Origin of the sequence: Vibrio sp. TBV020, assembly GCF_046056895.1 — a bacterium.
Taxonomy (GTDB): Bacteria; Pseudomonadota; Gammaproteobacteria; order Enterobacterales; family Vibrionaceae; genus Vibrio.
In genome coordinates, this window is record NZ_JBEEAQ010000003.1 from 1,045,004 (window position 1) to 1,069,815 (window position 24,812).

Genomic DNA, 24,812 nt, shown 5'->3' on the forward strand with positions numbered 1-24,812 from the left:
TCGATTGATGCGCTTTTATTCATCTTTTAATAGTTTTTTGATGCTGTCCTCATTCTTGAACGAAGAGTGTACTTTTATTAACCCTTGGTTTATCGAATGCTTACAGGCCTTGCGGATATTACCTGTCGCCAAACTTGCTGCTGGTGCGTTCTCAATTGCTTTCAAATAAACCCATTGGCTAGAGTGCTCTTTCATGCTGAGAGTGCGAGCAGTGCTTGTTGACATTAGTAGCACATCAACTAGTTCCTTATCATTAACTGCGGTGTAAGCCCTAGGTAGGAAAGGGTAGTCTGCCATACCAATTCGAATGATGCGGTTTAGAATACGGTCAGGTTCAAATTCCATCACCCACTGCTGGATCTTCTCAAACAGTTGCTCAGGGTCTGTATTGCGTTCACTGTTTGGCTCAATATAGAGCAGGTTCGCATCAGAGAAGTGATAAATACGAGCAGGGTGCTCTACGCGCTGTGATAAGAACTCACCAAATGCACGTTCGAGTTTTAGACCTTCTTGATAGCCGTGCTGCAGGTACATATTGCGCAAGAAGGGTACGTCGATCATTACAAAGCGTAATCGATCGTTGAGTGGCTCATGGATAAGCTCGCCCACATGCCACTTCTCAAACTTATGACTGCTTTCTTCAAGCGAGGCTGGCAATTTCGCATTCAGCATGCGCAGGTTCTTTAACCCTGAACGTGAATGGGTGAAAAGATCTTCATTGAGTGATTCTATCTGGTCTTTTTGCACATTGATTACATGGCCACGGCGCAACAAGAACATAAACAGCAATGCTGAAAGAATGAATAGAGTTAGAGTGATCTTTTGGAACTTACGATACTCGGCATGAGTTTGCTCAAGTTCATCTTTCTGGCCGCTTAAATGTATGCTCTGCTCAACAAAGTCTTTTTGCTGGCGGAAAGCATCTTCACTAAGTAAATCAAGCTCTTGTTGTTCGATTGTGGCCAACGAGTTGTAGTAAAGCAGGTATTCGAGCGCCAACTTATACTGACCGCTTTGCTCATAGCCTAAATAAAGCAGTTGGTATGAGGCTTTTTGAGTGCTGATGTCTTGTTCTTTCTGGGCGATATCAAGCGCTTTCTGAGCATACTCAAGTACTCGCTCTGGCTCATGCTTGTGTCTTGCTAGTCCGGCTTCTAATAGATAAGCGTATGATTCTAAACGTGGAATGCTCGCGTACTCTAGCAATTCTTCTGCTCGATTTAAGTATTGCTCTGCCAACGTGTAATTAACGAGCTGTAGATAGGTTGCTGCCAATGAAATACGAATATCGATAACGCTCTCAATGTTGTTCTGCATCCGTTCGTGGTCCATTGCATTGAAGTAATGGACTAGAGCAAGGTTGTATTTATTCTGGTGGTAATAAATATCACCCATGCGCTTCAAGATAGGAGCAAGAACAGGGGAGCTTTCATAGTTGTCGTAAAAATCGGCCGCCTGAGAAAAGTGATCGTTGGCTTTGTCTAGCACGCGACGTTCATAAAATAACTGCCCCAAAATGCGGTTTACTTGGGCAAGTTGCAGGGCGGAATCTGTCTCGATCGCTTTCCAGTAGCTGATAAGCAGTTCAGATAAAGCGCGGTTATATTTTTTGTTCTGCAGTAGGTGTTTACCAACAGTCGTGTGGTACTCAATGAGTGTGTATGAGGATTTAGCGCTATCAACGTAAGGCTTTGCTTCTAAGTAGAGTTTGGATGCGACTTCTACTTCGCCTTCTCCTGACGCGATGTCAGCCTTTAACATGGTCATTTTGTATTTAAGGCCACGAGCAACTAATTGGGTATTGTTGAGCTGTGAATAGTTGTTTTCTATCTGCTCAATTTTCTTTCGTGCGGTTATCGCATCTTTATCTATTATCCACGCTAGGCGCGTTTCAAGTAGGTCAATATCGATCTGTAAGTATGGGAGCTTATAGATAGTGGCGACTTCTTTTGCTTCCGCTAAATGTCTTAGAGCACTTTGCTTACTTCCGAGATTAAATTCAGCTCGAGCAAGAATGCGTAACGCATCGATTGTTCCACCTGGTGTACGTGTTCGGCTATCGGTTTCATCTCTAGAGATAGCCGAAGGGCTTTTTTCAGTTTTGTCAGAAAGAGTACGCTGAGCAAGGTAGTTTGACGCTAACTGCTTGGCTTGTTTTGGTACAACTTCGACCAAGCTATTGGCCTCGTTTAATACCGCAGACGAGTAGATTGTACTTGCCAATAGTGGCGACGAGACGAGCAGCAAGAGCATGCCGATCATACGTTCCCAGCGTACTTTTAACATCCTGATAAAATCCCTATTGACGCGCCATGCGTTGGTTATGGTTCGGTTGAGTGTGAGTATTTGAACGGTATGGGTTAATGTCTAAACCGCCACGACGAGTATAGCGAGCATATACAGTCAACGAACTTGGCTGACAGAACTCCATGATATCGGTAAAGATACGCTCAACACACTGCTCGTGGAACTCATTGTGTTCGCGGAAAGAGACCAGATAACGAAGAAGGGCTTCGCGGTCGATCTGTTTGCCTTTATAGCTAATCTCAACGCTGCCCCAGTCTGGCTGGTTGGTGATTAAGCAGTTCGACTTTAACAGGTGGCTGTGTAAGCTCTCTTCCACTTCATTACCAGTTGCAGCACCTTCAAGTAGAGCGCGGTCAAAATCATAGCTCGTGATTTCAATATCTTGATCGTCGATGCATTCACCGTCCATTGCCACAATGACAGTATCAGTGTAATCCACGACTGAACGCACTGTGACACTAACTTCTTCACCTGCGCAGTTGGAAAGGTCTTTAATCAATGTTTTCTCAACGTCATCCCAGTTTGAGAAACGAGTCTGGTTGAAGCTGTTAAGGTAAAGCTTAAATGATTTTGATTCGATAAGATTTGGACTGGTTGCAGGGATCGCCACCTCGCCGACTGCCACTTGTGGTAAGCCTTTATCATTAAGCCAAGAAAGCTCGTATAAAGTCCAAATATCACAGCCTTGAAAAGGTAGAGTGTCGCCTAGATTTAGGTCATCACGGTTTAGGCTACGAGGCACAGGTTGAAGTAGGCTAGGGTCGTATTGGTTTGCGTATTCAGTTTTTTGGCCCAACGTTAGGCCAGCAAGCTCTTTCGCATCAGAATATTTGCTCATACTTTTGTTCATTTTCTATTAGAATGTCGAGAATTTTACGCAATCCCGCTCTTAAAAGCGAATATTCATGTTGGAGAATCTAATGGCTGATAATGCCTTGCAAGCGTTGCTCTCGTTCAGTGAAAAATACCGTCAGGCGCACCTCGATGCTTCTGGTCATTTACCAAAAAGCGAAGAATTGGTGGATCTCGTGTCGCCGTGTGTCGAAAGTAAAACTGAAGAGGCAGTTGAGTGGCAAGCTTGTCAGCGCGAAGTGCCAGCGGATTTTACTAATGTGGAAAATGGCATTGAACTGACGCTGCATGAAGACATCAAAACTTTCTATGGTGCTCAGTACAGTGCTGATATGGAAGCGACGTGGCAGGGTAATGAGTTGTCACTGCTTCAAGTTTGGAGTGACGATGACTTTGTTCGCTTACAAGAAAATATTCTTGGCCATCTAGTGACTCAACGCCGACTAAAGCTAAAGCCAACCGTATTTATTGCCGCGACGGATGCTGAGCTAGACGTTATCTCGATCTGCAACATTTCGGGCAATGTTATCTTAGAGCGCCTTGGCACTGATAAGCGTGATGTTCTTGCTCAAAATGTGGCGGAGTTTTTGGTTAACCTAGAGCCTGTGGTGTAGTTATGTACGTTGTAGAACTTCAGTTTGAGTGTTTTGATAACACAACTGTGTCTGCGGTCGACAAAGCGATCAACGGCTTGATGGATGCACTGCGATACAATGGCCAAGTACTCGGACGTGAATTTCCAATCGTGATGGGAGATGGTGAATTCTTTGTACGCGTTGTCTGTCCAGAGCAAGACAGCCTGCACCCGAACTATCACTCTGATTTTGTGAAGGTGTGTCTAAACCGCTTATCCGAAGCAAGTTTACTGGCTCCGAAAATGCGTTTGTTCGGTCGAGACTTGAACTCAGAAGAAGCCGCAGAAGATGAACAGCCGAGTTGGCAGGTTTTATACACGACTTATGTCCATACTTGTTCGCCACTGCGCTCGGGTGAAACTTTGTTACCTATTCCTTTGTACCGCAATGCTCCAACTCTTAACGGTGATCATAAAGCTGTAGTGAAGTGGCAGACGGAGTGGCAAGCCTGTGATGAGATTCAGATGGCTGGTGGGTGTCGCGCTGAACATGCTGCTCTGCATGAAATATGCGATACCGATAGTGTGCTATTTAAGCGAGGTTGGGATTTACGTGGCAGGATTGAATACATCACTAAAATCCCGACGTACTACTACCAATACAGAGTCGGCGGAAAAAGCTTAGCGGATGAGAAAGAACGTAAATGCCCTAAGTGTGGCGGTGAATGGCTACTGGAAGAGCCGTTGCATGATATCTTCTACTTTAAATGCGATGACTGCCGAATCGTGTCTAATATTTCTTGGGATCACCTTAAGTAAAGATATTGGATTTGATGCATTAAAAAAGACGCGTATTAAGCGTCTTTTTTTGATTCTTCTGATTTGTCGTGGGAATCGCTTTTTGGTTTTTTCTCTGTTTGGCCAAATTTCATATTTGCCGTGTACTTAAGAGCGGCAATATTACCGATGACCACGCTCAATACGATAACAATGATAACCCAAGGGTTGGTCAGTAAATCCATCTCGCTACCTATTGATGTATATTGCTAATAAACTGATTGTAGATCGTTTCTAGCTGCTCTAACACTACTTGTTTACCCAAAATGGGAGCAGACACGAGTTGCTCAGTAAGTCGTGCAGGTGTTAATTGTTGTAAGCATTCTGCGGCTGAAGCTTTGTGACTAACATGCCAAGGTTCTGGGGCGACGCCACCTTTGTCTTGAGCATACGGGAAAAAGAATCCGTGTTGTTCGGCATGCTCTTTTAACCATAGATAAAAGCTTCGCTGGTGGCCAGTCAGGTATTCCCAAGGTTCGAGTTGAAGTTGGGTCCCATCCGGTAAGCTATCACGATCGAATAAGTCGAAATCGGTTCCCCAATGATGTCTGCTGCCACCTGGTAGTGCTGACCAGCGCAAGATCGCCATCACCTTTTGTGTATCGGTGAGTTGCTGGGAGTCTAGTGGCTGGCTATCGCTATCCAAAATGGCAGTACGACCGGACATTTTGTTATTCCAAATCATCATCTGACGATTGAAATCACGATAGCCGCTGGCGATGTTGAGATTGAATCCAGCCCGAGTTGCTGATTGTTTAAGTGCGAGTAAGTCTTGACTCACTTTAGTGTGAACCAAGAATGCTTTTTGACCGACAATGGTCTCAATTAAATGAGTTTGCGTCTGACCAGTCAGTTGCTCGGGCGTCATCATTAACCTAACAAGTTCTCAAGTGTTTTCTGGTACATGTCGGTGAGCTTTTCAAGATCAGCGACTTTTACACATTCATTCACTTTGTGGATCGTGGCATTTACTGGACCTAACTCAACCACTTGACCACCCATGCGCGCGATAAATCGACCGTCAGATGTACCTCCAGTTGTCAGCAATGCCGGCTTGGTTTGGTTTACCTTATCGACAGCATCAACTACCGCATCTAGTAATGCACCAGTATCGGTTAGGAACGGGTCGCCATTGAAAGTCCACTTCAGATCGTAATCTAAGTCGTGTTTATCAAGCGTTTCAGTCACTCGAGCAACGATAGCATCGTTATTTAGCTCGGTACTAAAGCGTAGATTGAACTGAACATTGAATTCACCAGGAATCACGTTTGATGCACCTGTACCAGCATGAACATTCGGAATTTGGAAGCTTGTCGGTGGGAAGTAAGCATTACCTTGATCCCACTCTGTGGTTGCAAGCTCATTAATTGCCAGCAGTGACTGATGAACAGGGTTTTTCGCTAAGTGAGGGTAGGCAACGTGACCTTGAATCCCTTTGACCGTTAAGTCACCTGTAATCGAACCGCGACGGCCGTTCTTAACCACATCGCCGACGATTTCAGTACTTGATGGTTCACCCACAATACACATGTCGATGTTTTCACCACGAGCCATAAGAGCTTCAACAACTCTTACTGTACCGTTGATAAATGGACCTTCTTCATCAGAGGTAATTAGAAAGCCAATCGAGCCTTTATGGTCTGGGTTCTCAGCAATAAATTGCTCAACCGCAACAATCATACTGGCTAATGAACCTTTCATATCTGCTGCGCCGCGGCCGTGTAAGAAACCATCTTTAATGGTCGGTTCAAAAGGGGGCGTGTCCCAAAGTTCTAATTTACCAGCAGGGACGACATCAGTGTGGCCCGCGAAAGCGAACAGTGGTGCTTCACTGCCACGACGAGCCCAGAAGTTGGTCGTATCTTCAAATACCATTACTTCAATTTCAAAACCAAGCGCTTTTAAACGCTCAATCATTATGTCTTGGCAGCCTGCATCTTCTGGTGTTACTGATTGACGGCTAATGAGATCTTTTGCGAGAGCCAGAGTTGGGCTGTCTGTCATCCTTGAAATCCTTTCGAAAAATAAAATTATGAGAAAATTGCAGTGTACTGGTCAGCTTTAAATCCAAGGTGGTAGCTGTCACCAGAAACAAGAATAGGGCGTTTGATCATTGCAGGCTGCTCAACAAGTAGTTCGATAGCGTTCGCTTCGTTAAGTGAGTCTTTTTGCTCTTGTGTCAGCTGGCGGTAGGTTGTGCCGCGCTTGTTTAGAACATTTTCCCAGCCAAGTTGCTGACAAAATGTTTCAACCATTGCCTTGTCGACACCTTGTTTACGGTAGTCGTGAAAGCTGTATTCGACACCTTCTGCTTCTAACCATTTCTTGGCTTTTTTAATTGTGTCGCAGTTTGGAATGCCATACATAGTGTTTGTCATTGTTGAACCTTTGAAAGTGACTTTTTAGTGTTGGGCTACCTGAGTTAGGGAGCATATTTTTAGTATTCAAGCATCCTATCAGGAAGTGATTACAGAGACAAAAGTGTGATGGATATATTTCATTGGGCAAAAAAAATGTGTTTCAAACAATGACGATCGTAGAGTTTTTGATCAAACGCAACACATAGCAGGGCAAAACAGAAATAATGACTCTAGAAATTTATAGGAGGTATCAATGGAATTGAGTCCTGTTTTTGCAAGGCGCTTGTATCTTGCATTATTGGTAGAAAATCTAGAGCGCCCAAATGTTCCGAAGTTAATAGAGCAAACAGGCTGGCCACGTCGAACGATTCAAGACGTCATCAAAGCTCTACCCGGCATTGGCATTGAACTGGCATTTGTCCAAGATGGCAGACGTCATAACGATGGCTATTATCAACTATCAGACTGGGGGCCCTTTGATAGCCAATGGGTGACTGACCGTAAGTCTGACATTGCCGCAAGTTTAGGCTTTAATGCCTAGCAAAGAAAAAAACCTAGTGTAGGCACTAGGTTTTTTTAGTTTCTAAGGGCAAAGGTAGGCATTCCCCATTACCGTGAACGAGGTAACGAAGTCCTGAGGGTGAACCATATAAACCGTGTTAGCGCCTAACTGGTGGGCTTGGTTTTTTATATCGTTCATTGCGCCACGCACCATTACGTCATTAGGGTAAAAGAGGTAACTGTACCAATGACCTTCATTACCAGTGACTTCTCCAAGCCATTGGCATTTATCGGCATTAAAAGATGCGTCGAGTCTAAGGTGAACAGTTTCTGCGTCTGGCTGTATGACTTTCGCAGGTGTAGCGCAACCAACAATGAGTAGTGCGCTAAAGAGTAAGCTAACTCTGGCTAACATATACGATAAATCCTATCCAACTAATTGCTAACAGTGCCCAAGGTAACAATGTGCTTTTGCTTGTTGTTTCTTGAACGTTCGGTTTCTCTTCAGCTGTCTTTTGCTCAACTTGCTGAGATTGCTGTTTAGATTTTTGTGCTTTCTTCTTGGCTTTGTCTGCTTGTCTTGAGCGTTCTTTCTGCTGTTTCTTGTATTGGGCAATGCCTTTTTCAATGCCTTGAGCAATCAATTTGGTTTGCTCTTTAGTCTGGCCTGGCTTTTGAGTCGCTTTAGCTATTTTCATTGCTTCCGTTTGTGTTTCTTGCGAGGGAACGACTTTATTTTTCATACTGATAGGTCTTGCGAGATCAAAGATAGTTTTATCCTATCACGATATAATTTTAACTTAATGTATAAAATCAAGAGTCTTAGAATGAAGCGAGTTTTGATAGTCAGTTTAGCACTGTCTGCCCCTCTCTACTTTTGGCTACAAGGAGAAAAGCCTGAGCCTAAAGTGGAAGATACAGTAGCTCAAACTCATTCTGAGTGGATGGATTCGTTACAGCAGCGACTTAAGCAAGATCCCAACCAAGCCGAACTATGGTTTCAGCTTGGACATGGATACTTGAATAATCAAGATTTTGCTTCAGCGTTGACTTGTTTTGATTATGCCTTGCGTTTGAGTGATGAGCCTACAGCGAACCAAATGGCTGCTAAAGCAAGCGCGCTTTATTACATTAAAAAACAAAGAATGACCGATGAGGTTCGAGTGTTGCTAGAACAAGCATTAGAGCTAGAACCTAAAAACTTAACGGCTTTGGCATTGATTGCCAGCGACCACTTTATCAGCTTTCGCTACCAAGAAGCTGTCGATGCTTGGACACTTATGTTGGATTCAAGCAGCAAAGATTTGGACAGAGAGTCAGTTATTCGCTCGTTAAATCAAGCGAAAGCAATGTTGAATAACTCTTAGTGCCACGTTGACATTTAGCTCTTTTAAAGAGCATAAAAAACCGGCGAATTACGCCGGTTTTTTTGGTTGATGGTGTGATCTTAGTATTTAGATTCACGCTCTTCAGCTGCTTTATTCCAGTCAGGAACTACGGTTTTCAAGAAGTTCTCTTTATCAGAGTTCATCTTATCCATGTCCATACCTAGCGCTTTCTGAGCCGCTGCTTTAGTTGAAATGTCTGGTAACTCAACGGGCTCAGTAATACCTTTCTTCGCGAGTAAGCGAACAATCTTAGTACGGGCATCTGCCGCACGGTCAACTGCGGTACCTAAAACTTCAAGCGCAACTTCAGGTGCATGCATGTGAACACCATGTGATGCTATTGCGTAATCCCAGCGCCATTGAGCATGACGAATATCTTGTAGGATATCTTTCATTTCTGCTTCTGTTGCACCAGCATCCCATGCAGCACCAGCTTCAAAGTGAGCCGCGACAATTTGCTTCTCGGCAGTAAGTTTCATGTTAAGTACTTGCGCTTTACGAGTTGAAACGATTTCTCGCATTTGCTCTTTTGACTGCGTGTGGCAGTTTGCACAGGTATCTTCGAAGCGATCGAATGGGTTACCTACTTTATGGTCGGTATAAACTGTGCCATCTTCTTTGGTTACTTTTGGCATATGACAGTCAACACAAGCGACTTTGTTCTTACCATGAATACCGTCGCGCCAAGTTTCGTAACCTGGGTGTTGAGCTTTTAGCATTGGTGCTTTCGATACTTTGTGCGTCCAATCTTTGAAGCCAAGTGCGTCGTAATACTCTTCCATATCATCAACGGTGGTACCGCGATCCCATGGGAATTTAACGGCGTTCTTCTCAGACTTAACGAAGTAGTATTCTACGTGGCACTGACCACAGACAGACGCTTGTTGATCGAGGCGAGACTGCTCTGCAAAAGGTTTGTCAATCGCTTCGAAAGCGCGCTCGACATAAGGTTTAGCTAGCGCCAGTGCAGGTTCACCGTTCTTAAATCCTTCACTACGCGTATCGTGACAATCTGCACAACCGATAGGGTTCACAACTTGATCACCTAGACGAGCCCACTTACCTTCGAAGTAGCCGTCTTCACCGCGCTCATCAATGATGCGTCCCACATCTGGACTCTTACAGCTCCAACATGCCATTGGCATCGGGCCAGAGTTCTCATCTTGAGGTGCGCCTGTACGTAGAGTTTGTCTGACGTCATCTACAGCGTAAAAGTGGCCACGCGCTTTATTGTAGTCTTTGGCAAAACCATAGCCAGCCCATAGAATCACCATGTTTGGGTCTTCTGCTAGAGCATCTTCGATGTGTTCACTTTCTGAGGTGGCTTTCCAAGAGTGGTATTGATCAGGGTGTTGCTGCTCGTATGCGTCGTTACGAGGGTCAATTAAGCCTTTTTCTTCGGATGCAGCAAAGCTAGTGACACTCATTAATGAGCTGGCCACAATCGCTAATGCTGCAGCGGATTTTGGTATCCAATGCAATTTATTCACAGTGCTATCTCCGTATTCTGTTTTTATAAGCAGCGTTGTGAACTGGCTTTATTCCAAACTAAGAACTGGAGAAACTGATACATATTGTAATAAAAAGAAATAAATTAAATAACTTGTTAATAAGTGTTCATTGTTTGAGATCAATTTTACCTAGTGATCCAGTTCAAATTGGGATTTTTATACCCCTAAAGGGTTACTTGTTGATTCGTAAAGATTTTAATGAAACTTATTATCATCAATGACTTAGTGATATTAACCATTAAATTATTAAGGTGATGAAGATCGAATTTTGAGCAGTTGTGACTACCTCTAAAGAGTAGTGGGAGTAATATATAGTTAAATAGCGTTGTGGCTTTTCCAAAATAAGAATTGATCTCATTTGATATATTTTCGATGTATCAAGGGGCTTTAATTTTTAACCGTATATCGACGTATTGAATATTCAATAACGGGTACGGGAATAAGGAAAGGATAATATGGGCAATATAAAGTTGGCCATAGTCATAATGCTAAAGTCTATTCTTGCATTCTGCCTCTATGGTTATTCTCTTCATGCCGTTGCCGACACTTCAACTGTGCAGTCTGAAGATAAGTCAGCACGTCATGAGGTTACGCTTATCCGTGACAAGGACTACAAATGTATCCAATGTCATAAGGATTCAAAACAAACCCTCCAAGGTTCACATGGTGAAGATGCGCACAAAATTCTTGGCCGTGAAGTAACGTGTACTGAGTGTCACAACAATATCGGACCAGATCACCGTGAAGGTGCGCCAATTGTGACCAAATACTCTAGTGCTCAATCGCAGTCGGGTACCGACAAAGTCTTTCTTGATCCTGAAGCTATCTTAAAGGCGAATAGCCAGTGTACCGATTGCCACCAACCTCAATATCTACGCGACGACAGCTGGACGCATGATGTGCATGCTAAAAACTTAACTTGTTCAAACTGTCATGATGTTCATGCTAGTAAAACGAAGGTGTTAGGACTTGAGCGTAAAGAGCGCATTAAGTTGTGTGTTGATTGTCACTCTGATTTTAATCAGCTGAATAAGGAGAAGTAGTATGAGTTGTTCTAGACGAAACTTCTTAGCTGGATCGGGGGCACTAATTTTTACCACAGGTGTTGCCGGGACTGCTGTTTTTAACAGTCGTAAATCCTTGGCGAATGTCGAGCAAGATGGCAATAAACTCTATGGCATGGTTCACGATGAAACGGCTTGTATTGGTTGTACTGCTTGTACTGAAGCGTGTCGAGAGGTGAATAAGGTGCCTGAAGGTGTCTCTCGCCTAGAGATAATACGTAGTGAGCCACAAGGAGAGTTCCCAGACGTTGATTACCGTTTTACTCGCAAATCTTGCCAACATTGTGAGAACCCACCGTGTGTGTATGTGTGTCCAACAGGGGCAGCGTACAAAGACGAAAAAACAGGTATTGTCGACGTACACAAGGACAAATGTGTTGGTTGTGGTTACTGTCTAGCCGCGTGCCCGTATCAAGTTCGTTTCTTTAATCCAGAAGATCACTCTGCCGATAAATGTAACTTTTGTCGTGATACTAATTTGGCCCAGGGTAAATTGCCTGCGTGTGTCGAGTCGTGTCCAACGAAAGCGCTGATCTTTGGTGATCTCAATGATCCGAAAAGTGAGATTAATCAGGTATTAAACAACGAAGCCGTATACCGAGACAAAGTGCATCTTGGGACTAAGCCTAAGTTGTACAAAGTGCCTCATCAGAAAGGGGAGATATCATAATGAATGGTTTTGAAAGTGCATTCCACTTTGACTCTCTGGTGTGGGACTGGATTATTGCAATCTATCTGTTTTTAGCGGGTATGTCCGCTGGTGCCGTGATGATCTCTCTCTATCTGAAACGAAAAGTCATTGAAGGCGATCCTGCAAATAACGGCATCTTCAAGGCAATGGCTTGGCTAGCACCGTTTGGTATTATTTCTGGGTTAACGATTCTTATCTTCCACTTAACTAAACCTTTGTCATTTTGGAAGATCATGATTTTCTACAACCCGAGCTCAGTAATGTCGATGGGTGTCATCTTATTCCAGGTGTACATGATTGTATTGTTTATCTGGATCGGGATTCTATTCCGCCATCAAATCATTCGCTTCTGTGAAGGTAAACTGCCAACGAAGTTGCTCGATTTGGTTGATGGAATCCTGATTAAGTCTGGTAAGTTCTCTAATGGTATTGAGCTGTTTTTAGGCTTCTTGGCAATCGTATTAGCGGCATATACAGGCTTCCTGCTTTCAGCGCTGAAAACTTACCCAATGCTGAATAACCCAGTACTGCCGATTTTGTTCTTGTTCTCTAGTCTTTCCTCTGGTGCTGCAGCGTGTTTGATGTTCGGCATATTGGTGTTTAAAGAGTCAGCAACAAGTCCAAGTGTTTCTTGGGTTCACCGCTTTGAGCGTCCGGTCGTCTTGTTTGAATTGTTCGTCCTCGTAACTTTCTTTACTGGCTTAATCTTTAGTGGTGGTCAGAATGAAGTGGCGGCTTGGAATGCAATTGGTGGCGGGTTCTGGTCTAACTGGTTCTGGTTTGGTGTGGTATTGATTGGCATGGTTCTACCGTTGACACTCAATGCAGTCGCACCTAAAGAAGCACGTCATAGTGGTGGCTACATCTTCATCGTGACGACGTTGAGTTTAGTCGGCGTGTTGATGCTGCGTACCTTTATTTTGTATGCAGGGCAGATGACGGTCGTTTAAGTATGGTAGGAGAGTTTGGTCATTTTGCATTGGTTTGGATTGCGGTATCTAGCTCTATTGGGGCTGGAACGTATGCATGGCAAAAATGGTGTAAGAAAAATCCAACACTCTCCTTTTCGTGGATTGTGAGGCTTAATGGTGTATTGGCGCTGTTGAGCCTTATTATTCTTGGCTACTTATTTATAGCCGATCAATTCCAGTTTCATTATGTCGCCTCTCATTCTAATTCTGCATTACCGGTGTTCTACAAAATGGCAGCGGTTTGGGGCGGACATGAAGGCTCAATATTATTTTGGGTTTTTACCTTAGCGCTATGGTCGGCATGTATTTCCTATATTCGTTCAGCCAGCGAGCATTACTTGCAAGATGTTTTGTTGGTCATGACGCTGTTTGTTGCTGCATTTAGCTGGTTTACCTTATTTGCTTCGAACCCTTTTGCCTATTCCGATGTTTGGTTGGAGCAAGGGCGAGATTTGAATCCGATGTTGCAAGATGTCGGTCTTATTTTCCATCCTCCTTTGCTTTACCTTGGTTATATTGGCTTTTCTACGGTCCTCGCTTTCGCTCTAGCGGCGCTGATGCAACCTGTCTACATGTCTCAATGGGTTAAGTTAGCCACTCCTTGGGTAATATCTGCATGGGCGTTTTTAACTTTAGGCATATTGGTTGGCTCTTGGTGGGCATACAATGAGCTTGGCTGGGGCGGCTGGTGGTTCTGGGATCCAGTCGAAAATGCTTCTTTGTTGCCTTGGTTAACGGGGACTGCGTTGTTGCATGCAATGGTGGCGGCTAAAAACCATCAACAACAAAATCGCGTGACCGTAATCTTGGCTCTAGTGACGTTCAGTTTGAGTATTCTTGGTACCTTTATTGTTCGTTCCGGTGTGTTGACGTCTGTCCATGCTTTCGCGGTCGACCCGAGTAAAGGGATCGCGCTATTGCTGATCTTAGCGGTTACTTTAATGGGTTCATTTGCTTTATTGTTTGAGCGCAGTGATGTAATAAAAAGCCAGCCTATTCAAGCATTGAATGGACGTAGTTACCTGTCTTTCATAGCCGTTGGTTTGCTCGCTATCGCCAGTTTTACTGTATTTCTTGGTACGTTTTACCCGATGGTTTATGAACTACTAGGGTTAGGTTCCATTTCCGTTGGCGCGCCGTATTTCAATACCTTATTTTTGCCATTGACTCTATTAGCTCTAGTTGGCATGGGGCTAGCGCCTCTGCTCAAGTGGCATCGTGGTGCGTACTATTCCTCATTGAAAATAATCACGCTATTTATCTCCTCGTTTGTTGTTGGAGCATTCGTTTATTGGCTGCAAGTGGATAAGTGGTCAACTATCGTGATGATCGTTTGGGGCCTTGGTGCTTGGGTAGCATCCAGTCACAGTTTACTCGCGGTTAAGCAAGCAAAAGCCTCGTTTATGGTTCTTGCTCATGTTGGCCTAGCCATTAGCTGTATTGGCGCGGTGATGAATAGTGAACACTCCCATGAAGTAAACCATAAAATGTCAGTAGGAAGTTCGGTTCAATTTGGCGATTGGCAGGTTGACTATCTAGATACACAATGGTCAATCGGGCCAAATTACACAGCAGAAAAAGCAGTGATTCGTTTTGCTCAACGAGAGCGCGAGTTTGAATTAATTCCAGAGCGTCGCCATTACCCTGTTCGTGTGATGAATATGAGTGAACCTGCGATAAAACCTTTCTGGCATGGTGATTACTATGTGACGCTTGGTAGTAAAGTCGATGCAGACTCTTACGCCGTGAAAATTCAATACAAGGCGTATATTGGTTGGATTTGGGGGGGCGCTCTAGTCGCTATATTCGGGGCTGTGTTACCTTTACTTTCCACTCGAAGAAAAGGAGTTGTTCATGGCGCTTTCAAGCAAGCATAAAATCTCAATCTTTATTGTTGGTTTGCTTGGCTTTATCGGTTTTCTACTTGCTGGGCTCAATTCTCAGCAATTCGGTCCTCAATCGACGCCTGTTGTTCGAGCTTTCCCCGTTATGCCTGTAGAGCTACTTGAAGAAGGTGGTATTAGGCAAAGTAGCCAGCTTTTTGACCATGATTATCAACTCGTCAATGTATGGGCTTCTTGGTGTGGGATATGTAAGCAAGAACATGCATACTTAAATCAACTAGAAGAGTCAGGTATCCCAATAGTGGGCTTGAACTATCGCGACCAACGTTCAGGTGCTTTGAATTATCTTGGTCAGTTGGGAAATCCATATAGTGAAGTTATATTTGATCCCAAAGGAAAGTTAGCGCTTGATTTAGGAGTGGTAGGAACCCCTGAAACCTACTTGGTAACAAAGCAGGGTGAGATTGTTTATAAACATCTTGGCGTGTTGAACGAACGAGTATGGACTAAGCATTTTCTTCCATATTTTGAACAAGGGGAAAGCTAGTGGTGAAAGGTTTCTGTATTAAAGTCTTACTCTCGATAGCTATGACTCTAGTTGTTTTTTCAGTGGGTACATTTGCCTCACAAGACCTTTTTGCCCCAGCGACGTCGGAACAAAATGTTCAGGTAGAGCTGTTTGAATTCAAATCACCAGAGCTACAAAAGACCGCAATAGGGCTAGCCAAGTCATTACGCTGCCCACAATGTCAGAATCAAAATTTAGTTGAGTCTAACTCTCCTATTGCCAAAGATTTACGTTTAATCGTGTTCGAAAAAATCAACCAAGGCGAGAGTGAACAACAAGTGATAGATTTTATGACAGCGCGCTATGGTGAGTTCGTCCTGTACAAACCTGCGTTCAGTTTGTCGAATGCACTGTTGTGGTTAGCACCCATCATCTTGCTTGGTTTGTTTATCGGCTTATCGATTAAACGAGTAAAAGCTCGGCCTTCCTCTTCTTCCTCCTAACAATTTACTGATAGAAAAATGCGTTAATTGGTATAGAGTAATAGCTAATTTCAAATCAGTAGTTACTAATCAGTGCGTTACGCTATAGAACAATATGACAAACATGGTTTTTTAAAAGCACCAAAGCTCCTTTGGTTTAGCTGGTTATTTTTAGCCAAAGCTTGGATTGTGTTTGTTGTTGCCGGTGCAAGCCGTGAAAGTGGCAGTAAGATTCTGTCGATTGTTTATCCTGATCATACAATGTTATATCTCGGGCTCGCCATGGGCATCCCAAGTATTGTGTTGATGTGGTTAGTGAACTTACGTAGCCCTGAACGCCGTTGGATTAATCGAATCGTTACCTGGGGACGAAGTGTCACCTTAGTAACTGCAACCTTGCAACTGTCTCAAACGCTCTATCATGTTTATCTGGTGCATGGAGCATTTAGCTGGACTAATGGATCGGTGATGTTGCTACTGCTATGGTTAATTCTTTATATTGGCAAAAGTCGGAGTGTCAGAGACTGTTTTAAGAACCCTCCGATGCAATGATCGAAGCAAGCGATGATCGTTGTCAATACTCTGAAATCAAAACGAAATACACTGAGCAAAAATTATAAGTGAGGAATTAATAATGTCATACCCTCAAAGTGCCATTCTTCCTGAAGCAGGACCATTTGCACAATACACTTTGTTAAAAGTAAACCAAGACGCTCAAGCAGTGTTAGAGCAGTTAAAAGCTTTACCAGCATTGGTTGAAGAATTGAACGGTCAACAACCGGGTGCTGATCTAACGCTTTCTATCGCTTTTACCAAAGCGTTCTGGAGCAAGTTAGATGTAGCGATTCCCGCTGAGCTGATTGATTTCCCAGTACTTGGTCAAGGCGATGTTGTTGCTCCTAGCTCAGATGTTGATGTTTTGATCCATTGCCATTCAAACCGCCATGATTTGCATTTCTACTTATTACGCAAATTCTTTGCTCAGGTATCAGAGAAGGTGTCAGTCGTTGATGAAACTTACGGCTATCGCTACCTAGATTCACGTGATATGACAGATTTCGTTGATGGTACAGAAAACCCTAAAGACGCACAGCGTGAAGAAGTCGCGATCATTCCTCAAGGAGAGTTCGCTGGTGGTAGTTATGTTATGGTTCAGCGCTTCATTCACAATTTGCCGTCATGGAATCGTCTAAACGTTTCAGCGCAAGAAAAAGTGATTGGTCGTACTAAGCCAGACTCTATCGAATTAGACGATGTACCAGCAGCGTCACACGTTGGACGCGTTGATATTAAAGAAGAAGGTAAAGGCCTTAAGATTGTTCGCCATAGCTTGCCATACGGCAGTGTGTCAGGTGAGCATGGCCTACTATTTATTGCTTACTGTAATACCCTCCACAATTTCAAAGCGATGCTTGAAAGCATGTATGGCGTTACTGATGGTAAGACTGACCAATTACTTCGTTTCACGACAGCGGTCACTGGTGCTTACTTCTTTGCACCGTCGGCAGAAATGCTACAGAGCGTAAACGTTAAGTAGTACGACACTGAATTTAAAATGAAAACCGAAGCCAAGTGCTTCGGTTTTTTTATTCTATTTCGATTAAAGAATTAACAGCTTGGCCGATACAGAGGGTAACCCAAAAAAGGATACTCCATAACCATGGCTATTACTGTCAATACTAATGTTTCTGCAATGACTGCACAGCGTCACCTGACAAATGCGACAGATTTGCTTAACCAGTCGTTAGAAAGATTGGCATCAGGCAGTCGTATTAATAGTGCAAAAGATGATGCTGCTGGTTTGCAGATATCCAATCGTCTTGAGTCGCAGATGCGTGGACTGGATGTCGCAATGCGCAATGCTAATGATGGTATTTCCATTATGCAGACAGCGGAAGGTGCAATGAATGAAACCACTAATCTACTGCAGCGTATGCGAGATCTCTCTTTGCAATCAGCAAATGGCTCAAACAGTCGTGCAGAGCGTGATGCGTTACAAGAAGAAATGGGCGCTTTAAACGATGAATTGAACAGAATTGCAGAAACGACCTCTTTTGGTGGTCGAAAATTGCTCAATGGTTCGTTTTCATCCTCTTCTTTTCAGATCGGAGCGAGTTCAGGTGAAGCAGTACAAGTGTCACTAAAAAACATGCGTTCTGACAGTTTAGATATGGGGGGATTTAGCTATATTGCAGCAGGAAAAGCAGACAGTTCATGGCAAGTTTCGCAGGGCAGCCAAGATCTCTCCATGCAATATACCAATGCTCAAGGTCAGCAAGAAACGATCAATATTACCGCTAAATCAGGCGATGATATTGAAGAGCTAGCTACCTATATTAATGGGCAAACTGACAAAGTCTCGGCGTCAGTTAATGAGGAAGGGCAGCTGCAAATCTTTATGTCAGGTAAAGAAACATCAGGAACAATTTCGTTTTCTGGTGGTTTAGCAAATGAGCTAAATATGAATCTGTCTGGATATGAAGCGGTTGATAATATTGATATTTCTGAAGTAGGTGGCGCACAAAGAGCTGTCTCCATTATTGATACGGCCCTTAAATACGTTGATAGCCACAGGGCAGAGCTTGGTGCAATGCAAAATCGCTTCAACCATGCCATCAATAATTTGGGCAATGTAAATGAAAACCTATCAGCTTCAAATAGCCGGATTAAAGATACCGACTACGCGAAAGAAACAACCCAGATGGTCAAGCAACAGATCCTACAACAGGTCAGTACCTCTATCTTGGCGCAGGCTAAGCAACAACCAAATTTAGCGCTAACACTGCTCGGTTAAATTAAAGCAAGAGAGCATTATCGACAGAGGAAGTGAAAGCTTTAGCAAAAAAATAGCTTTATTGACGTTTAATCACGCTTTTCTCACCAACAGAACTTTTTTCAAAAAAAACTTAAAAAAATACTCAAGGTTTTCGAAATCGCGCCGTTAATAAATGTAACTTTTGAGAGAACTACTTTGGTTTTCCGAGACGTCGGAAACCGGAAACATCGGAAAATCAAACGGAGAAATCACCATGGCAGTGAATGTAAATACAAACGTATCAGCAATGACAGCACAGCGTTACCTAAACAGCGCTAACAATGCTCAACAAACTTCAATGGAGCGTTTGTCATCTGGTTCTAAGATCAACAGCGCTAAAGACGATGCAGCGGGTCTTCAAATCTCTAACCGCTTAAACGTACAAAGCCGTGGTCTAGACGTTGCTGTACGTAACGCGAACGACGGTATCTCTATCGCTCAGACTGCTGAAGGTGCGATGAATGAGACTACAAACATCCTGCAACGTATGCGTGACCTATCGCTACAGTCTGCGAACGGTTCTAACTCTAAATCTGAACGTGTTGCTATCCAAGAAGAAGTAACAGCGCTAAACGACGAACTAAACCGTATCGCTGAAACAACTTCATTCGGTGGTAACAAGCTACTTAATGGTACGTTCGGCACTAAATCAATGCAGATCGGTGCAGACAACGGTGAAGCAGTAATGCTATCACTAAACAACATGCGCTCTGATGACGCTAAGATGGGTGGCCAAAGCTTCCAAGCTGCAAACGGAAAAGACGCGAACTGGACAGTAGCTGCAGGTGCGAACGATTTAACTATTAACCTAAATGACGTAGATGGTGTTGCTCAAACTATCACTATTAACGCGAAAGAAGGCGATGACATCGAAGAGCTAGCGACGTACATCAATGGTCAAACTGACTTAGTTAAAGCATCTGTAAACGAAGATGGCCAACTGCAAGTGTTTGCTGGTTCAGATAAGGTTGATGGCGGTGTAGCTTTCTCTGGTGGTCTAGCAGGTGAACTTGCAATGGGCGCAGCAAAAGCGGTAACTGTTGATACTATCGACGTAACATCTGTTGGTGGTGCACAAGAGTCAGTTGCAATCGTTGATGCTGCACTTAAAAATGTAGATAGCCACCGTGCAGAGCTGGGTGCATTCCAGAACCGCTTCAACCACGCTATCAATAACTTAGATAACATCAACGAAAACGTGAATGCATCTAAGAGCCGTATTAAAGACACTGACTTTGCGAAAGAAACAACTGCACTAACTAAGTCGCAAATTCTTTCTCAAGCTTCAAGCTCTATCCTTGCTCAAGCGAAGCAAGCGCCGAACTCGGCACTAGGTTTACTTGGCTAAGCAAACCAAACGATAAAAAATCCAGCTTCGGCTGGATTTTTTGTTTGGCCTAAATAAATGATCTTCATCACATTTCATATCCTTGATAAAGAAAAATCAGAAATAATTTAATTTTTTTCTAAAGGTATTTTTTAGCTCGCCGTTAAAGGATTGAGAGAAATGAGATGTGCCAAAGTGAGGTGAGAGACACTGAGGCACATCGCCCTTAATGCCGAAGGAGATCAAATATGGCAATTAATGTAAACACGAACGTGTCTGCAATGACCGCACAGCGTTACCTAAACGGTGCTGCTGACGGCATGCAGAAATCGATGGAGCGTTTATCTTCAGGTTATAAAATCAACAGTGCTCGAGATGACGCTGCTGGTTTGCAAATTTCCAACCGCTTAAACTCACAAAGCCGTGGCCTAGACATGGCTGTAAAAAATGCCAATGACGGTATCTCTATTGCTCAAACCGCTGAAGGTGCGATGAATGAGACTACCAACATACTTCAACGTATGCGTGATTTGGCTCTTCAATCTTCAAACGGCTCAAACTCCCGTGGCGAACGTATTGCTATCCAAGAAGAAGTAACAGCACTAAATGACGAGTTAAATCGTATTGCTGAAACGACTTCATTTGGTGGTAATAAACTGCTAAACGGTACATTCGGTGACAAGTCTTTCCAAATTGGTGCAAGTTCTGGTGAAGCTGTACAGCTAGGTATCGGTAACATGCGTTCTGATACCATGAATATGGGTGGTAAAGCGTATATCGCAACTGCTGGTAAAGCTGCCGATTGGACTGTAGCAGCAGGGGCAACAGATCTTACACTGGACTATACTGATGTACATGGTGAAGCTAAAACGCTCACAATAAATGCAAAAGCTGGCGACGATATGGAGCAGCTTGCAACGTACATTAATGGTCAAAGTGAAGATGTGAAAGCGTCTGTAGGTGAAGAGGGTAAACTACAGCTTTTTGCAGCATCAAATAAAGTCGCTACAGATGTTACCATCGGTGGCGGTTTAGGTGGTGAAATTGGTTTTGGTGCTGCAGAAGATCGTACTGTTGCTGATGTTGATGTAACTACGGTTGCAGGATCTCAGCTAGCGGTATCTGTGATCGATGGCGCATTGAAAACTGTAGATAGCCAACGTGCTGAATTAGGTGCATTCCAAAACCGTTTTGGTCATGCGATCAGCAACTTAGACAACATCAACGAGAATGTGAATGCATCTCGTAGTCGAATCGTTGATACAGACTATGCGAAGGAAACTACTGCGATGACTAAGTCTCAGATCCTTCAACAAGCGAGTACCTCTATTCTGGCACAGGCGAAGCAGTCTCCGTCGGCAGCACTTAGCTTACTAGGTTAATCGATAGGTTCGATAGGAGCTTATTGGTGCAACATTATGTTGTGACCTGCTAAGGTGGAAGGGAGATCGTTATGGAAATATCATCCTACACATCGAACGTCCAGCCTTATGGTTCAGAAAGTGGCACAAAAATTGCTTCCAAGTATGATGGTGTACAGCAAGTTTCCTCGCAAAAGGAGCAAGTTTCTACAGCGAAGGTAAGTGAACAAGCGACTCAATCGGTTGAAAGAGCAATCGAAGCTTCAAAAGAGCGAGAAAAGCTCAATCGAGCTGAGAGAGAGCGCATTGTCGAAGAGATGAATAATTTTATTTCTTCAATCAATAAAGGCTTATCCTTCCGGGTGGATGAAGAATCCGGTAGAGATGTTGTAACGATATATGAAGCGGACACTGGTGATATTATTCGTCAGATTCCAGATGAGGAAATGTTGGAGATCTTACGTCGACTGAGAGAGCAAACGGCCCGTTATTCATCGGGGCTTATCAATCAGGCGGTGTAACCATACTTGAGGTGAGTGAATGAGTTTTGGCCCAGTAGGCATGAATTCTGGCATGGATATCAATTCCATGGTCAGCAAAATTGTAGATGCGGAGCGTGTACCTAAGCAGCAACGTATCGACAATGAGCAGACCAAGATTGATTCCAGTATCAGTGCCTATGGTCGACTCAGAGAGTCGCTGGATACGATGAAAAACTTGATGGCGAGCTTTCGTCAAGAGAAAGCTTTTGCCTCAAGAACAGTGGAATCAACGGATGAAGCTGTTGTATCAGCAACTGCAACCACTGAAGCTATCGCTGGTCGCTATGCGATCGATGTGTTGCAGCTTGCCCAAAGCCACAAAATTGCGTCAGATGTTTTACCTGAAGACGCGAAGTTTGGTCCGGGTAAGCTGCAGGTTTCATTAGGAGACAAAAAGTTCTCCATTGACGTCCAACAAAACTCAAATTTGCTTGATATCGTTCGTGGTATCAATGGCAGTAAATCTAATCCTGGTGTACGAGCCGCTGTAATCAACGATACGGCGGGGCCTCGTTTAATTGTGGCATCCAATAAATCTGGCCAAGAAAACGACATTTCAATGACCGTTGAAGCGCAGCCAGGTGACACTCTTAAGCAACTTGAATACAAAACGCTCGAGCAACGTGTTAAAGATCTCGAACGTGCCAGAGCGACCGCTCAAGAATTACTTTCCCCTCTTAATCCAGCGGAGCAACTGATTGCCGACAAAATCGCGCAAAGAAACATCGAAGCGGCAAAAGTTGTAGACCAAGAGATTGCCGATGCATCTAAGCAAGCGGCAATAAGTGCCGATCCTAACGCAGCAAAAGAGGCGACTCCTGGCAATGAAATGTCTAATGGAGCAACTTCAGCGGCTGCTCAAGCTGGTATTGATGCAAACAAATACTTAAAACCTGAAGAACGCATCCCTGGGTGGAGTCCAACAGCATCAGGCACACTGCTTGATTCTTACTGGGAGCCAGAACCACAGCTAGATGCAAAAGCTAAAGAAAAAATGCCAGACATACCGGGCTGGTCAAATAGTGCTTCAGGTACACTTACGGACTCCTATGTCACGCCAAAAGAAGCGCAAGCAAAACTTGACGCAGAAAAGGCGCGCATTGAACAGGGCTTTGTCGATCAGAAAGCGGCATTGCAAAGCCGTGTTGCTTCTGGTGAATTAACCCCAGAACAGGCGAAAGAGCTCGAGCGTGCTAATCTCCCTAAAGATGAGCGTGAGTATCTTGAACGCTTAGACAAAGCACAAGCTGACTTGGACGCTGCGCAGCAGTCTTTTGATACTTACCGTGGTATGACAGAAGTGCAATCTGCACAAGATGCCAAGGTGATGCTTGATGGTGTTGCTCAATTATCTAGTGACAACAATATTATTGAAGACGCGATTGATGGCGTTGACCTGACGCTTAAAGGGCGTACAGAGAAGGGTCAGCCAGCGTCTGAAATTGATATTGAGTACGATCGACAAGGTGTAAGAGAAGACATTGAACAGTTCGTCGCCGCTTATAACCAGTTTTATCAAGTATCAAAAGAGCTAGGCGGTGTTGATCCAAGAACTGGAATGGCAGGACCACTTTCAGGAGACAGCATTGTCCGCAGTGCTGACTCAAGGCTAAAAGCGGTGTTCTCCTCTCGCGTAGAGCCTGCACCAGAAGACCTTAAAACCTTGACTGAATTTGGTATTACCACCACAAGGCAGGGTAATCTTGAAATCAACTATGAGATGCTCGATCGCCAACTCAACAATAACTTTAACAAGTTAGAAGACTTCTTCGGTGGCAACCAAGGCTTTGCTAAGAAGGTTGAAGACGCGATTCAAGGTTTGACAGGCGTGACTGGATCAATCAGAAGTCGTGAACGTAGCCTCGTCGAACGTAATTATCGAATTGCTGATGATCAGGCGGCATTGGACCGCCGTATGGATAACTTAGAGAAGCGTACTCACGCCAAGTTTTCGGCGATGCAGGATGCAACAAGCAAAATGCAGTCTCAATTAGCAGGGATGATGAATGCCCTTGGATAGTGACTTCGACGCTAACATCGCTCATTTGAGAGATTTAGATCACAAAATCTGTGAAACTCTTTCATTTGAAGAAATAAGTGCTGAAGAAATCGGTCAGTTTGTCGATACAAGGGAACAGATTTTGCAAAAGTTATTGGAAGCGATTCATTTGCATCCAGAGCTTAAGCACGAGCAACAGTGGCAAGATGCGGTCAAAAACACTCAAACTGTTGTAGAATTGATGCAGAGTAAAACCGCTGAATTAGCAATGGCGTTAAAGAAGTATCGCCATGGCAAGCGTTCTGTTCAGCAGTATCAAAAGTTTTTATAGATTAAGAGGGTTATCATGCGTGGTTCATTACAGGCTTACAAGAAGGTATCAGTTGATAGCCAACTAAGTGCGGCCTCCCCACATAAGATCGTCCAAATGTTGATGGCAGGCGCAATTGAGCGATTGATTCAGGGTAAGGCGGCAATGCAAGCTGGCAACATCCCGATGAAAGGTGAGCGCCTTGGTAAAGCGTTAGATATTATTATTAGTCTGCGCAGCTGTCTTTCAATGGATGACGGTGGTGATATTGCTTCGAATCTAGACCAACTATATGAGTTCATGATCACTCAGATTACTGAAGCGAATCACCAGAACAATCCGCAGCCAATTGACGATGTTATCGACATTATTCGTGAAATTAAGTCAGCTTGGGATCAAATTCCAAACGAATATCACAACCTGACAGCGACGGATGTTGGTTTATAAATTCATCAATAGTCTTTTGATAATTCTGAGATCGATGTAAGTATTTTCCGAATAATGCTTTAGCCAGCTTTGGCTTAACATCACATCAAGTAATTGCTTGGTTGCCTTTATTTTTTTTTAA

28 protein-coding genes are annotated in these 24,812 nt (G+C 43.7%); 19 read left to right on the forward strand and 9 right to left on the reverse strand.

The window, feature by feature from the left end:
• Positions 1 to 15 precede the first annotated feature (15 nt).
• Positions 16 to 2,286, reverse strand: coding sequence for a tetratricopeptide repeat protein (locus AAFX28_RS12750; RefSeq protein WP_408688146.1), 2,271 nt, complete (start codon positions 2,284 to 2,286; stop codon positions 16 to 18).
• A 13-nt stretch (positions 2,287 to 2,299) separates the two neighbouring features.
• On the reverse strand, positions 2,300 to 3,145 hold the full coding sequence (gene queF, locus AAFX28_RS12755) for an NADPH-dependent 7-cyano-7-deazaguanine reductase QueF (protein ID WP_408688147.1): 846 nt from the start codon (positions 3,143 to 3,145) through the stop codon (positions 2,300 to 2,302).
• Positions 3,146 to 3,227: 82 nt separating this feature from the next.
• Here queF and syd point away from each other — a divergent pair, with 82 nt between their 5' ends.
• Positions 3,228 to 3,773 carry a SecY-interacting protein gene (gene syd, locus AAFX28_RS12760; RefSeq protein ID WP_408688149.1) on the forward strand — a complete coding sequence of 182 codons (546 nt, stop codon included), beginning with the start codon at positions 3,228 to 3,230 and terminating at the stop codon, positions 3,771 to 3,773.
• 2 nt (positions 3,774 to 3,775) lie between these two features.
• On the forward strand, positions 3,776 to 4,552 hold the full coding sequence (locus AAFX28_RS12765) for a Zn-ribbon-containing protein (protein ID WP_408688150.1): 777 nt from the start codon (positions 3,776 to 3,778) through the stop codon (positions 4,550 to 4,552).
• A 35-nt stretch (positions 4,553 to 4,587) separates the two neighbouring features.
• Here AAFX28_RS12765 and AAFX28_RS12770 read toward each other — a convergent pair whose 3' ends face one another.
• From AAFX28_RS12770 to AAFX28_RS12785, 4 genes are read right to left on the reverse strand one after another with little or no spacing between them, the layout of a single operon-like run.
• The gene (locus AAFX28_RS12770; protein WP_408688152.1) at positions 4,588 to 4,755 is read right to left on the reverse strand and encodes a DUF2897 family protein; all 168 of its coding nucleotides are present in this window, start codon (positions 4,753 to 4,755) and stop codon (positions 4,588 to 4,590) included.
• A gap of 8 nt (positions 4,756 to 4,763) precedes the next feature.
• A complete protein-coding gene (locus AAFX28_RS12775; RefSeq protein WP_408688154.1) occupies positions 4,764 to 5,441 on the reverse strand; it encodes a M15 family metallopeptidase in 678 nt (225 codons plus the stop codon).
• Complete coding sequence (gene dapE / locus AAFX28_RS12780; RefSeq protein ID WP_408688156.1) at positions 5,441 to 6,574, reverse strand: succinyl-diaminopimelate desuccinylase; 1,134 nt, start codon at positions 6,572 to 6,574, stop codon at positions 5,441 to 5,443. The genes AAFX28_RS12775 and dapE overlap by 1 nt, the downstream gene beginning before the upstream one ends.
• Positions 6,575 to 6,600: 26 nt before the next feature.
• Positions 6,601 to 6,948, reverse strand: a complete 348-nt coding sequence (locus tag AAFX28_RS12785; RefSeq protein WP_408688157.1) for an ArsC family reductase — start codon at positions 6,946 to 6,948, stop codon at positions 6,601 to 6,603.
• A 235-nt stretch (positions 6,949 to 7,183) separates the two neighbouring features.
• On the opposite strand from AAFX28_RS12785, the gene AAFX28_RS12790 reads away from it, so the two are divergent.
• Complete coding sequence (locus tag AAFX28_RS12790) at positions 7,184 to 7,471, forward strand: helix-turn-helix domain-containing protein (protein WP_408688159.1); 288 nt, start codon at positions 7,184 to 7,186, stop codon at positions 7,469 to 7,471.
• Positions 7,472 to 7,513: 42 nt separating this feature from the next.
• On the opposite strand, the gene AAFX28_RS12795 is transcribed toward AAFX28_RS12790, so the two are convergent.
• Positions 7,514 to 7,846, reverse strand: a complete 333-nt coding sequence (locus AAFX28_RS12795; protein WP_408688160.1) for a DUF4156 domain-containing protein — start codon at positions 7,844 to 7,846, stop codon at positions 7,514 to 7,516.
• Positions 7,830 to 8,174, reverse strand: coding sequence for a DUF2956 domain-containing protein (locus tag AAFX28_RS12800; protein WP_408688161.1), 345 nt, complete (start codon positions 8,172 to 8,174; stop codon positions 7,830 to 7,832). The genes AAFX28_RS12795 and AAFX28_RS12800 overlap by 17 nt, the downstream gene beginning before the upstream one ends.
• 84 nt (positions 8,175 to 8,258) lie before the next feature.
• Here AAFX28_RS12800 and AAFX28_RS12805 point away from each other — a divergent pair, with 84 nt between their 5' ends.
• Positions 8,259 to 8,798 (forward strand): tetratricopeptide repeat protein, encoded by a 540-nt coding sequence (locus AAFX28_RS12805; RefSeq protein ID WP_408688163.1) that lies wholly within the window; start codon positions 8,259 to 8,261, stop codon positions 8,796 to 8,798.
• 80 nt (positions 8,799 to 8,878) lie between these two features.
• On the opposite strand, the gene nrfA is transcribed toward AAFX28_RS12805, so the two are convergent.
• The gene (gene nrfA / locus AAFX28_RS12810) at positions 8,879 to 10,246 is read right to left on the reverse strand and encodes an ammonia-forming nitrite reductase cytochrome c552 subunit (protein ID WP_408690869.1); all 1,368 of its coding nucleotides are present in this window, start codon (positions 10,244 to 10,246) and stop codon (positions 8,879 to 8,881) included.
• Between the two features lie 539 nt (positions 10,247 to 10,785).
• Between nrfA and nrfB the strand changes: the two genes are divergently transcribed.
• From nrfB to fliS, 15 genes are all read left to right on the forward strand, one after another.
• Positions 10,786 to 11,373 (forward strand): cytochrome c nitrite reductase pentaheme subunit, encoded by a 588-nt coding sequence (gene nrfB, locus AAFX28_RS12815; RefSeq protein ID WP_408688165.1) that lies wholly within the window; start codon positions 10,786 to 10,788, stop codon positions 11,371 to 11,373.
• Position 11,374: 1 nt separating this feature from the next.
• Entirely contained in the window at positions 11,375 to 12,064 is a 690-nt protein-coding gene (nrfC, locus tag AAFX28_RS12820; protein ID WP_408688167.1) for a cytochrome c nitrite reductase Fe-S protein, read from the forward strand.
• Positions 12,064 to 13,035, forward strand: coding sequence for a cytochrome c nitrite reductase subunit NrfD (gene nrfD, locus AAFX28_RS12825; protein ID WP_408688169.1), 972 nt, complete (start codon positions 12,064 to 12,066; stop codon positions 13,033 to 13,035). Before nrfC ends, nrfD begins: the two co-directional genes overlap by 1 nt.
• A 2-nt stretch (positions 13,036 to 13,037) precedes the next feature.
• Positions 13,038 to 14,933, forward strand: a complete 1,896-nt coding sequence (locus AAFX28_RS12830) for a heme lyase CcmF/NrfE family subunit (protein ID WP_408688170.1) — start codon at positions 13,038 to 13,040, stop codon at positions 14,931 to 14,933.
• Positions 14,911 to 15,447, forward strand: coding sequence for a DsbE family thiol:disulfide interchange protein (locus tag AAFX28_RS12835; RefSeq protein WP_408688172.1), 537 nt, complete (start codon positions 14,911 to 14,913; stop codon positions 15,445 to 15,447). The genes AAFX28_RS12830 and AAFX28_RS12835 overlap by 23 nt, the downstream gene beginning before the upstream one ends.
• A 41-nt stretch (positions 15,448 to 15,488) precedes the next feature.
• Positions 15,489 to 15,911: a cytochrome c-type biogenesis protein gene (locus AAFX28_RS12840; protein WP_408688173.1), complete on the forward strand. Its 423-nt coding sequence runs from the start codon at positions 15,489 to 15,491 to the stop codon at positions 15,909 to 15,911.
• Positions 15,912 to 15,983: 72 nt separating this feature from the next.
• Positions 15,984 to 16,442: a DUF2919 domain-containing protein gene (locus AAFX28_RS12845; RefSeq protein WP_408688174.1), complete on the forward strand. Its 459-nt coding sequence runs from the start codon at positions 15,984 to 15,986 to the stop codon at positions 16,440 to 16,442.
• An 82-nt stretch (positions 16,443 to 16,524) separates the two neighbouring features.
• Positions 16,525 to 17,427 (forward strand): Dyp-type peroxidase, encoded by a 903-nt coding sequence (locus AAFX28_RS12850; RefSeq protein WP_408688175.1) that lies wholly within the window; start codon positions 16,525 to 16,527, stop codon positions 17,425 to 17,427.
• Positions 17,428 to 17,550: 123 nt separating this feature from the next.
• On the forward strand, positions 17,551 to 18,684 hold the full coding sequence (locus AAFX28_RS12855; RefSeq protein WP_408688177.1) for a flagellin: 1,134 nt from the start codon (positions 17,551 to 17,553) through the stop codon (positions 18,682 to 18,684).
• 235 nt (positions 18,685 to 18,919) lie between these two features.
• Positions 18,920 to 20,053 (forward strand): flagellin, encoded by a 1,134-nt coding sequence (locus tag AAFX28_RS12860; RefSeq protein ID WP_408688179.1) that lies wholly within the window; start codon positions 18,920 to 18,922, stop codon positions 20,051 to 20,053.
• Positions 20,054 to 20,280: 227 nt separating this feature from the next.
• Complete coding sequence (locus AAFX28_RS12865) at positions 20,281 to 21,414, forward strand: flagellin (RefSeq protein WP_408688180.1); 1,134 nt, start codon at positions 20,281 to 20,283, stop codon at positions 21,412 to 21,414.
• 71 nt (positions 21,415 to 21,485) lie between these two features.
• On the forward strand, positions 21,486 to 21,914 hold the full coding sequence (gene flaG / locus AAFX28_RS12870; RefSeq protein ID WP_408688182.1) for a flagellar protein FlaG: 429 nt from the start codon (positions 21,486 to 21,488) through the stop codon (positions 21,912 to 21,914).
• A 19-nt stretch (positions 21,915 to 21,933) separates the two neighbouring features.
• The gene (gene fliD, locus AAFX28_RS12875) at positions 21,934 to 23,955 is read left to right on the forward strand and encodes a flagellar filament capping protein FliD (RefSeq protein ID WP_408688184.1); all 2,022 of its coding nucleotides are present in this window, start codon (positions 21,934 to 21,936) and stop codon (positions 23,953 to 23,955) included.
• On the forward strand, positions 23,942 to 24,265 hold the full coding sequence (locus AAFX28_RS12880) for a flagellar protein FliT (RefSeq protein ID WP_408688185.1): 324 nt from the start codon (positions 23,942 to 23,944) through the stop codon (positions 24,263 to 24,265). Before fliD ends, AAFX28_RS12880 begins: the two co-directional genes overlap by 14 nt.
• Positions 24,266 to 24,280: 15 nt before the next feature.
• Positions 24,281 to 24,691 carry a flagellar export chaperone FliS gene (gene fliS, locus AAFX28_RS12885; protein WP_408688186.1) on the forward strand — a complete coding sequence of 137 codons (411 nt, stop codon included), beginning with the start codon at positions 24,281 to 24,283 and terminating at the stop codon, positions 24,689 to 24,691.
• The last annotated feature ends 121 nt before the right edge of the window (positions 24,692 to 24,812 follow it).

Bases quoted from the DNA above. Each gene is read 5' to 3' on its own strand.
- AAFX28_RS12750 (WP_408688146.1), bottom strand. From the start codon at position 2,286: ATGTTAAAAGTACGCTGGGAACGTATGATCGGCATGCTCTTGCTGCTC.
- queF (WP_408688147.1), bottom strand. From the start codon at position 3,145: ATGAGCAAATATTCTGATGCGAAAGAGCTTGCTGGCCTAACGTTGGGC.
- syd (WP_408688149.1), top strand. From the start codon at position 3,228: ATGGCTGATAATGCCTTGCAAGCGTTGCTCTCGTTCAGTGAAAAATAC.
- AAFX28_RS12765 (WP_408688150.1), top strand. From the start codon at position 3,776: ATGTACGTTGTAGAACTTCAGTTTGAGTGTTTTGATAACACAACTGTG.
- AAFX28_RS12770 (WP_408688152.1), bottom strand. From the start codon at position 4,755: ATGGATTTACTGACCAACCCTTGGGTTATCATTGTTATCGTATTGAGC.
- AAFX28_RS12775 (WP_408688154.1), bottom strand. From the start codon at position 5,441: ATGATGACGCCCGAGCAACTGACTGGTCAGACGCAAACTCATTTAATT.
- dapE (WP_408688156.1), bottom strand. From the start codon at position 6,574: ATGACAGACAGCCCAACTCTGGCTCTCGCAAAAGATCTCATTAGCCGT.
- AAFX28_RS12785 (WP_408688157.1), bottom strand. From the start codon at position 6,948: ATGACAAACACTATGTATGGCATTCCAAACTGCGACACAATTAAAAAA.
- AAFX28_RS12790 (WP_408688159.1), top strand. From the start codon at position 7,184: ATGGAATTGAGTCCTGTTTTTGCAAGGCGCTTGTATCTTGCATTATTG.
- AAFX28_RS12795 (WP_408688160.1), bottom strand. From the start codon at position 7,846: ATGTTAGCCAGAGTTAGCTTACTCTTTAGCGCACTACTCATTGTTGGT.
- AAFX28_RS12800 (WP_408688161.1), bottom strand. From the start codon at position 8,174: ATGAAAAATAAAGTCGTTCCCTCGCAAGAAACACAAACGGAAGCAATG.
- AAFX28_RS12805 (WP_408688163.1), top strand. From the start codon at position 8,259: ATGAAGCGAGTTTTGATAGTCAGTTTAGCACTGTCTGCCCCTCTCTAC.
- nrfA (WP_408690869.1), bottom strand. From the start codon at position 10,246: ATGAGTGTCACTAGCTTTGCTGCATCCGAAGAAAAAGGCTTAATTGAC.
- nrfB (WP_408688165.1), top strand. From the start codon at position 10,786: ATGGGCAATATAAAGTTGGCCATAGTCATAATGCTAAAGTCTATTCTT.
- nrfC (WP_408688167.1), top strand. From the start codon at position 11,375: ATGAGTTGTTCTAGACGAAACTTCTTAGCTGGATCGGGGGCACTAATT.
- nrfD (WP_408688169.1), top strand. From the start codon at position 12,064: ATGAATGGTTTTGAAAGTGCATTCCACTTTGACTCTCTGGTGTGGGAC.
- AAFX28_RS12830 (WP_408688170.1), top strand. From the start codon at position 13,038: ATGGTAGGAGAGTTTGGTCATTTTGCATTGGTTTGGATTGCGGTATCT.
- AAFX28_RS12835 (WP_408688172.1), top strand. From the start codon at position 14,911: ATGGCGCTTTCAAGCAAGCATAAAATCTCAATCTTTATTGTTGGTTTG.
- AAFX28_RS12840 (WP_408688173.1), top strand. From the start codon at position 15,489: ATGACTCTAGTTGTTTTTTCAGTGGGTACATTTGCCTCACAAGACCTT.
- AAFX28_RS12850 (WP_408688175.1), top strand. From the start codon at position 16,525: ATGTCATACCCTCAAAGTGCCATTCTTCCTGAAGCAGGACCATTTGCA.
- AAFX28_RS12855 (WP_408688177.1), top strand. From the start codon at position 17,551: ATGGCTATTACTGTCAATACTAATGTTTCTGCAATGACTGCACAGCGT.
- AAFX28_RS12860 (WP_408688179.1), top strand. From the start codon at position 18,920: ATGGCAGTGAATGTAAATACAAACGTATCAGCAATGACAGCACAGCGT.
- AAFX28_RS12865 (WP_408688180.1), top strand. From the start codon at position 20,281: ATGGCAATTAATGTAAACACGAACGTGTCTGCAATGACCGCACAGCGT.
- flaG (WP_408688182.1), top strand. From the start codon at position 21,486: ATGGAAATATCATCCTACACATCGAACGTCCAGCCTTATGGTTCAGAA.
- fliD (WP_408688184.1), top strand. From the start codon at position 21,934: ATGAGTTTTGGCCCAGTAGGCATGAATTCTGGCATGGATATCAATTCC.
- AAFX28_RS12880 (WP_408688185.1), top strand. From the start codon at position 23,942: ATGCCCTTGGATAGTGACTTCGACGCTAACATCGCTCATTTGAGAGAT.
- fliS (WP_408688186.1), top strand. From the start codon at position 24,281: ATGCGTGGTTCATTACAGGCTTACAAGAAGGTATCAGTTGATAGCCAA.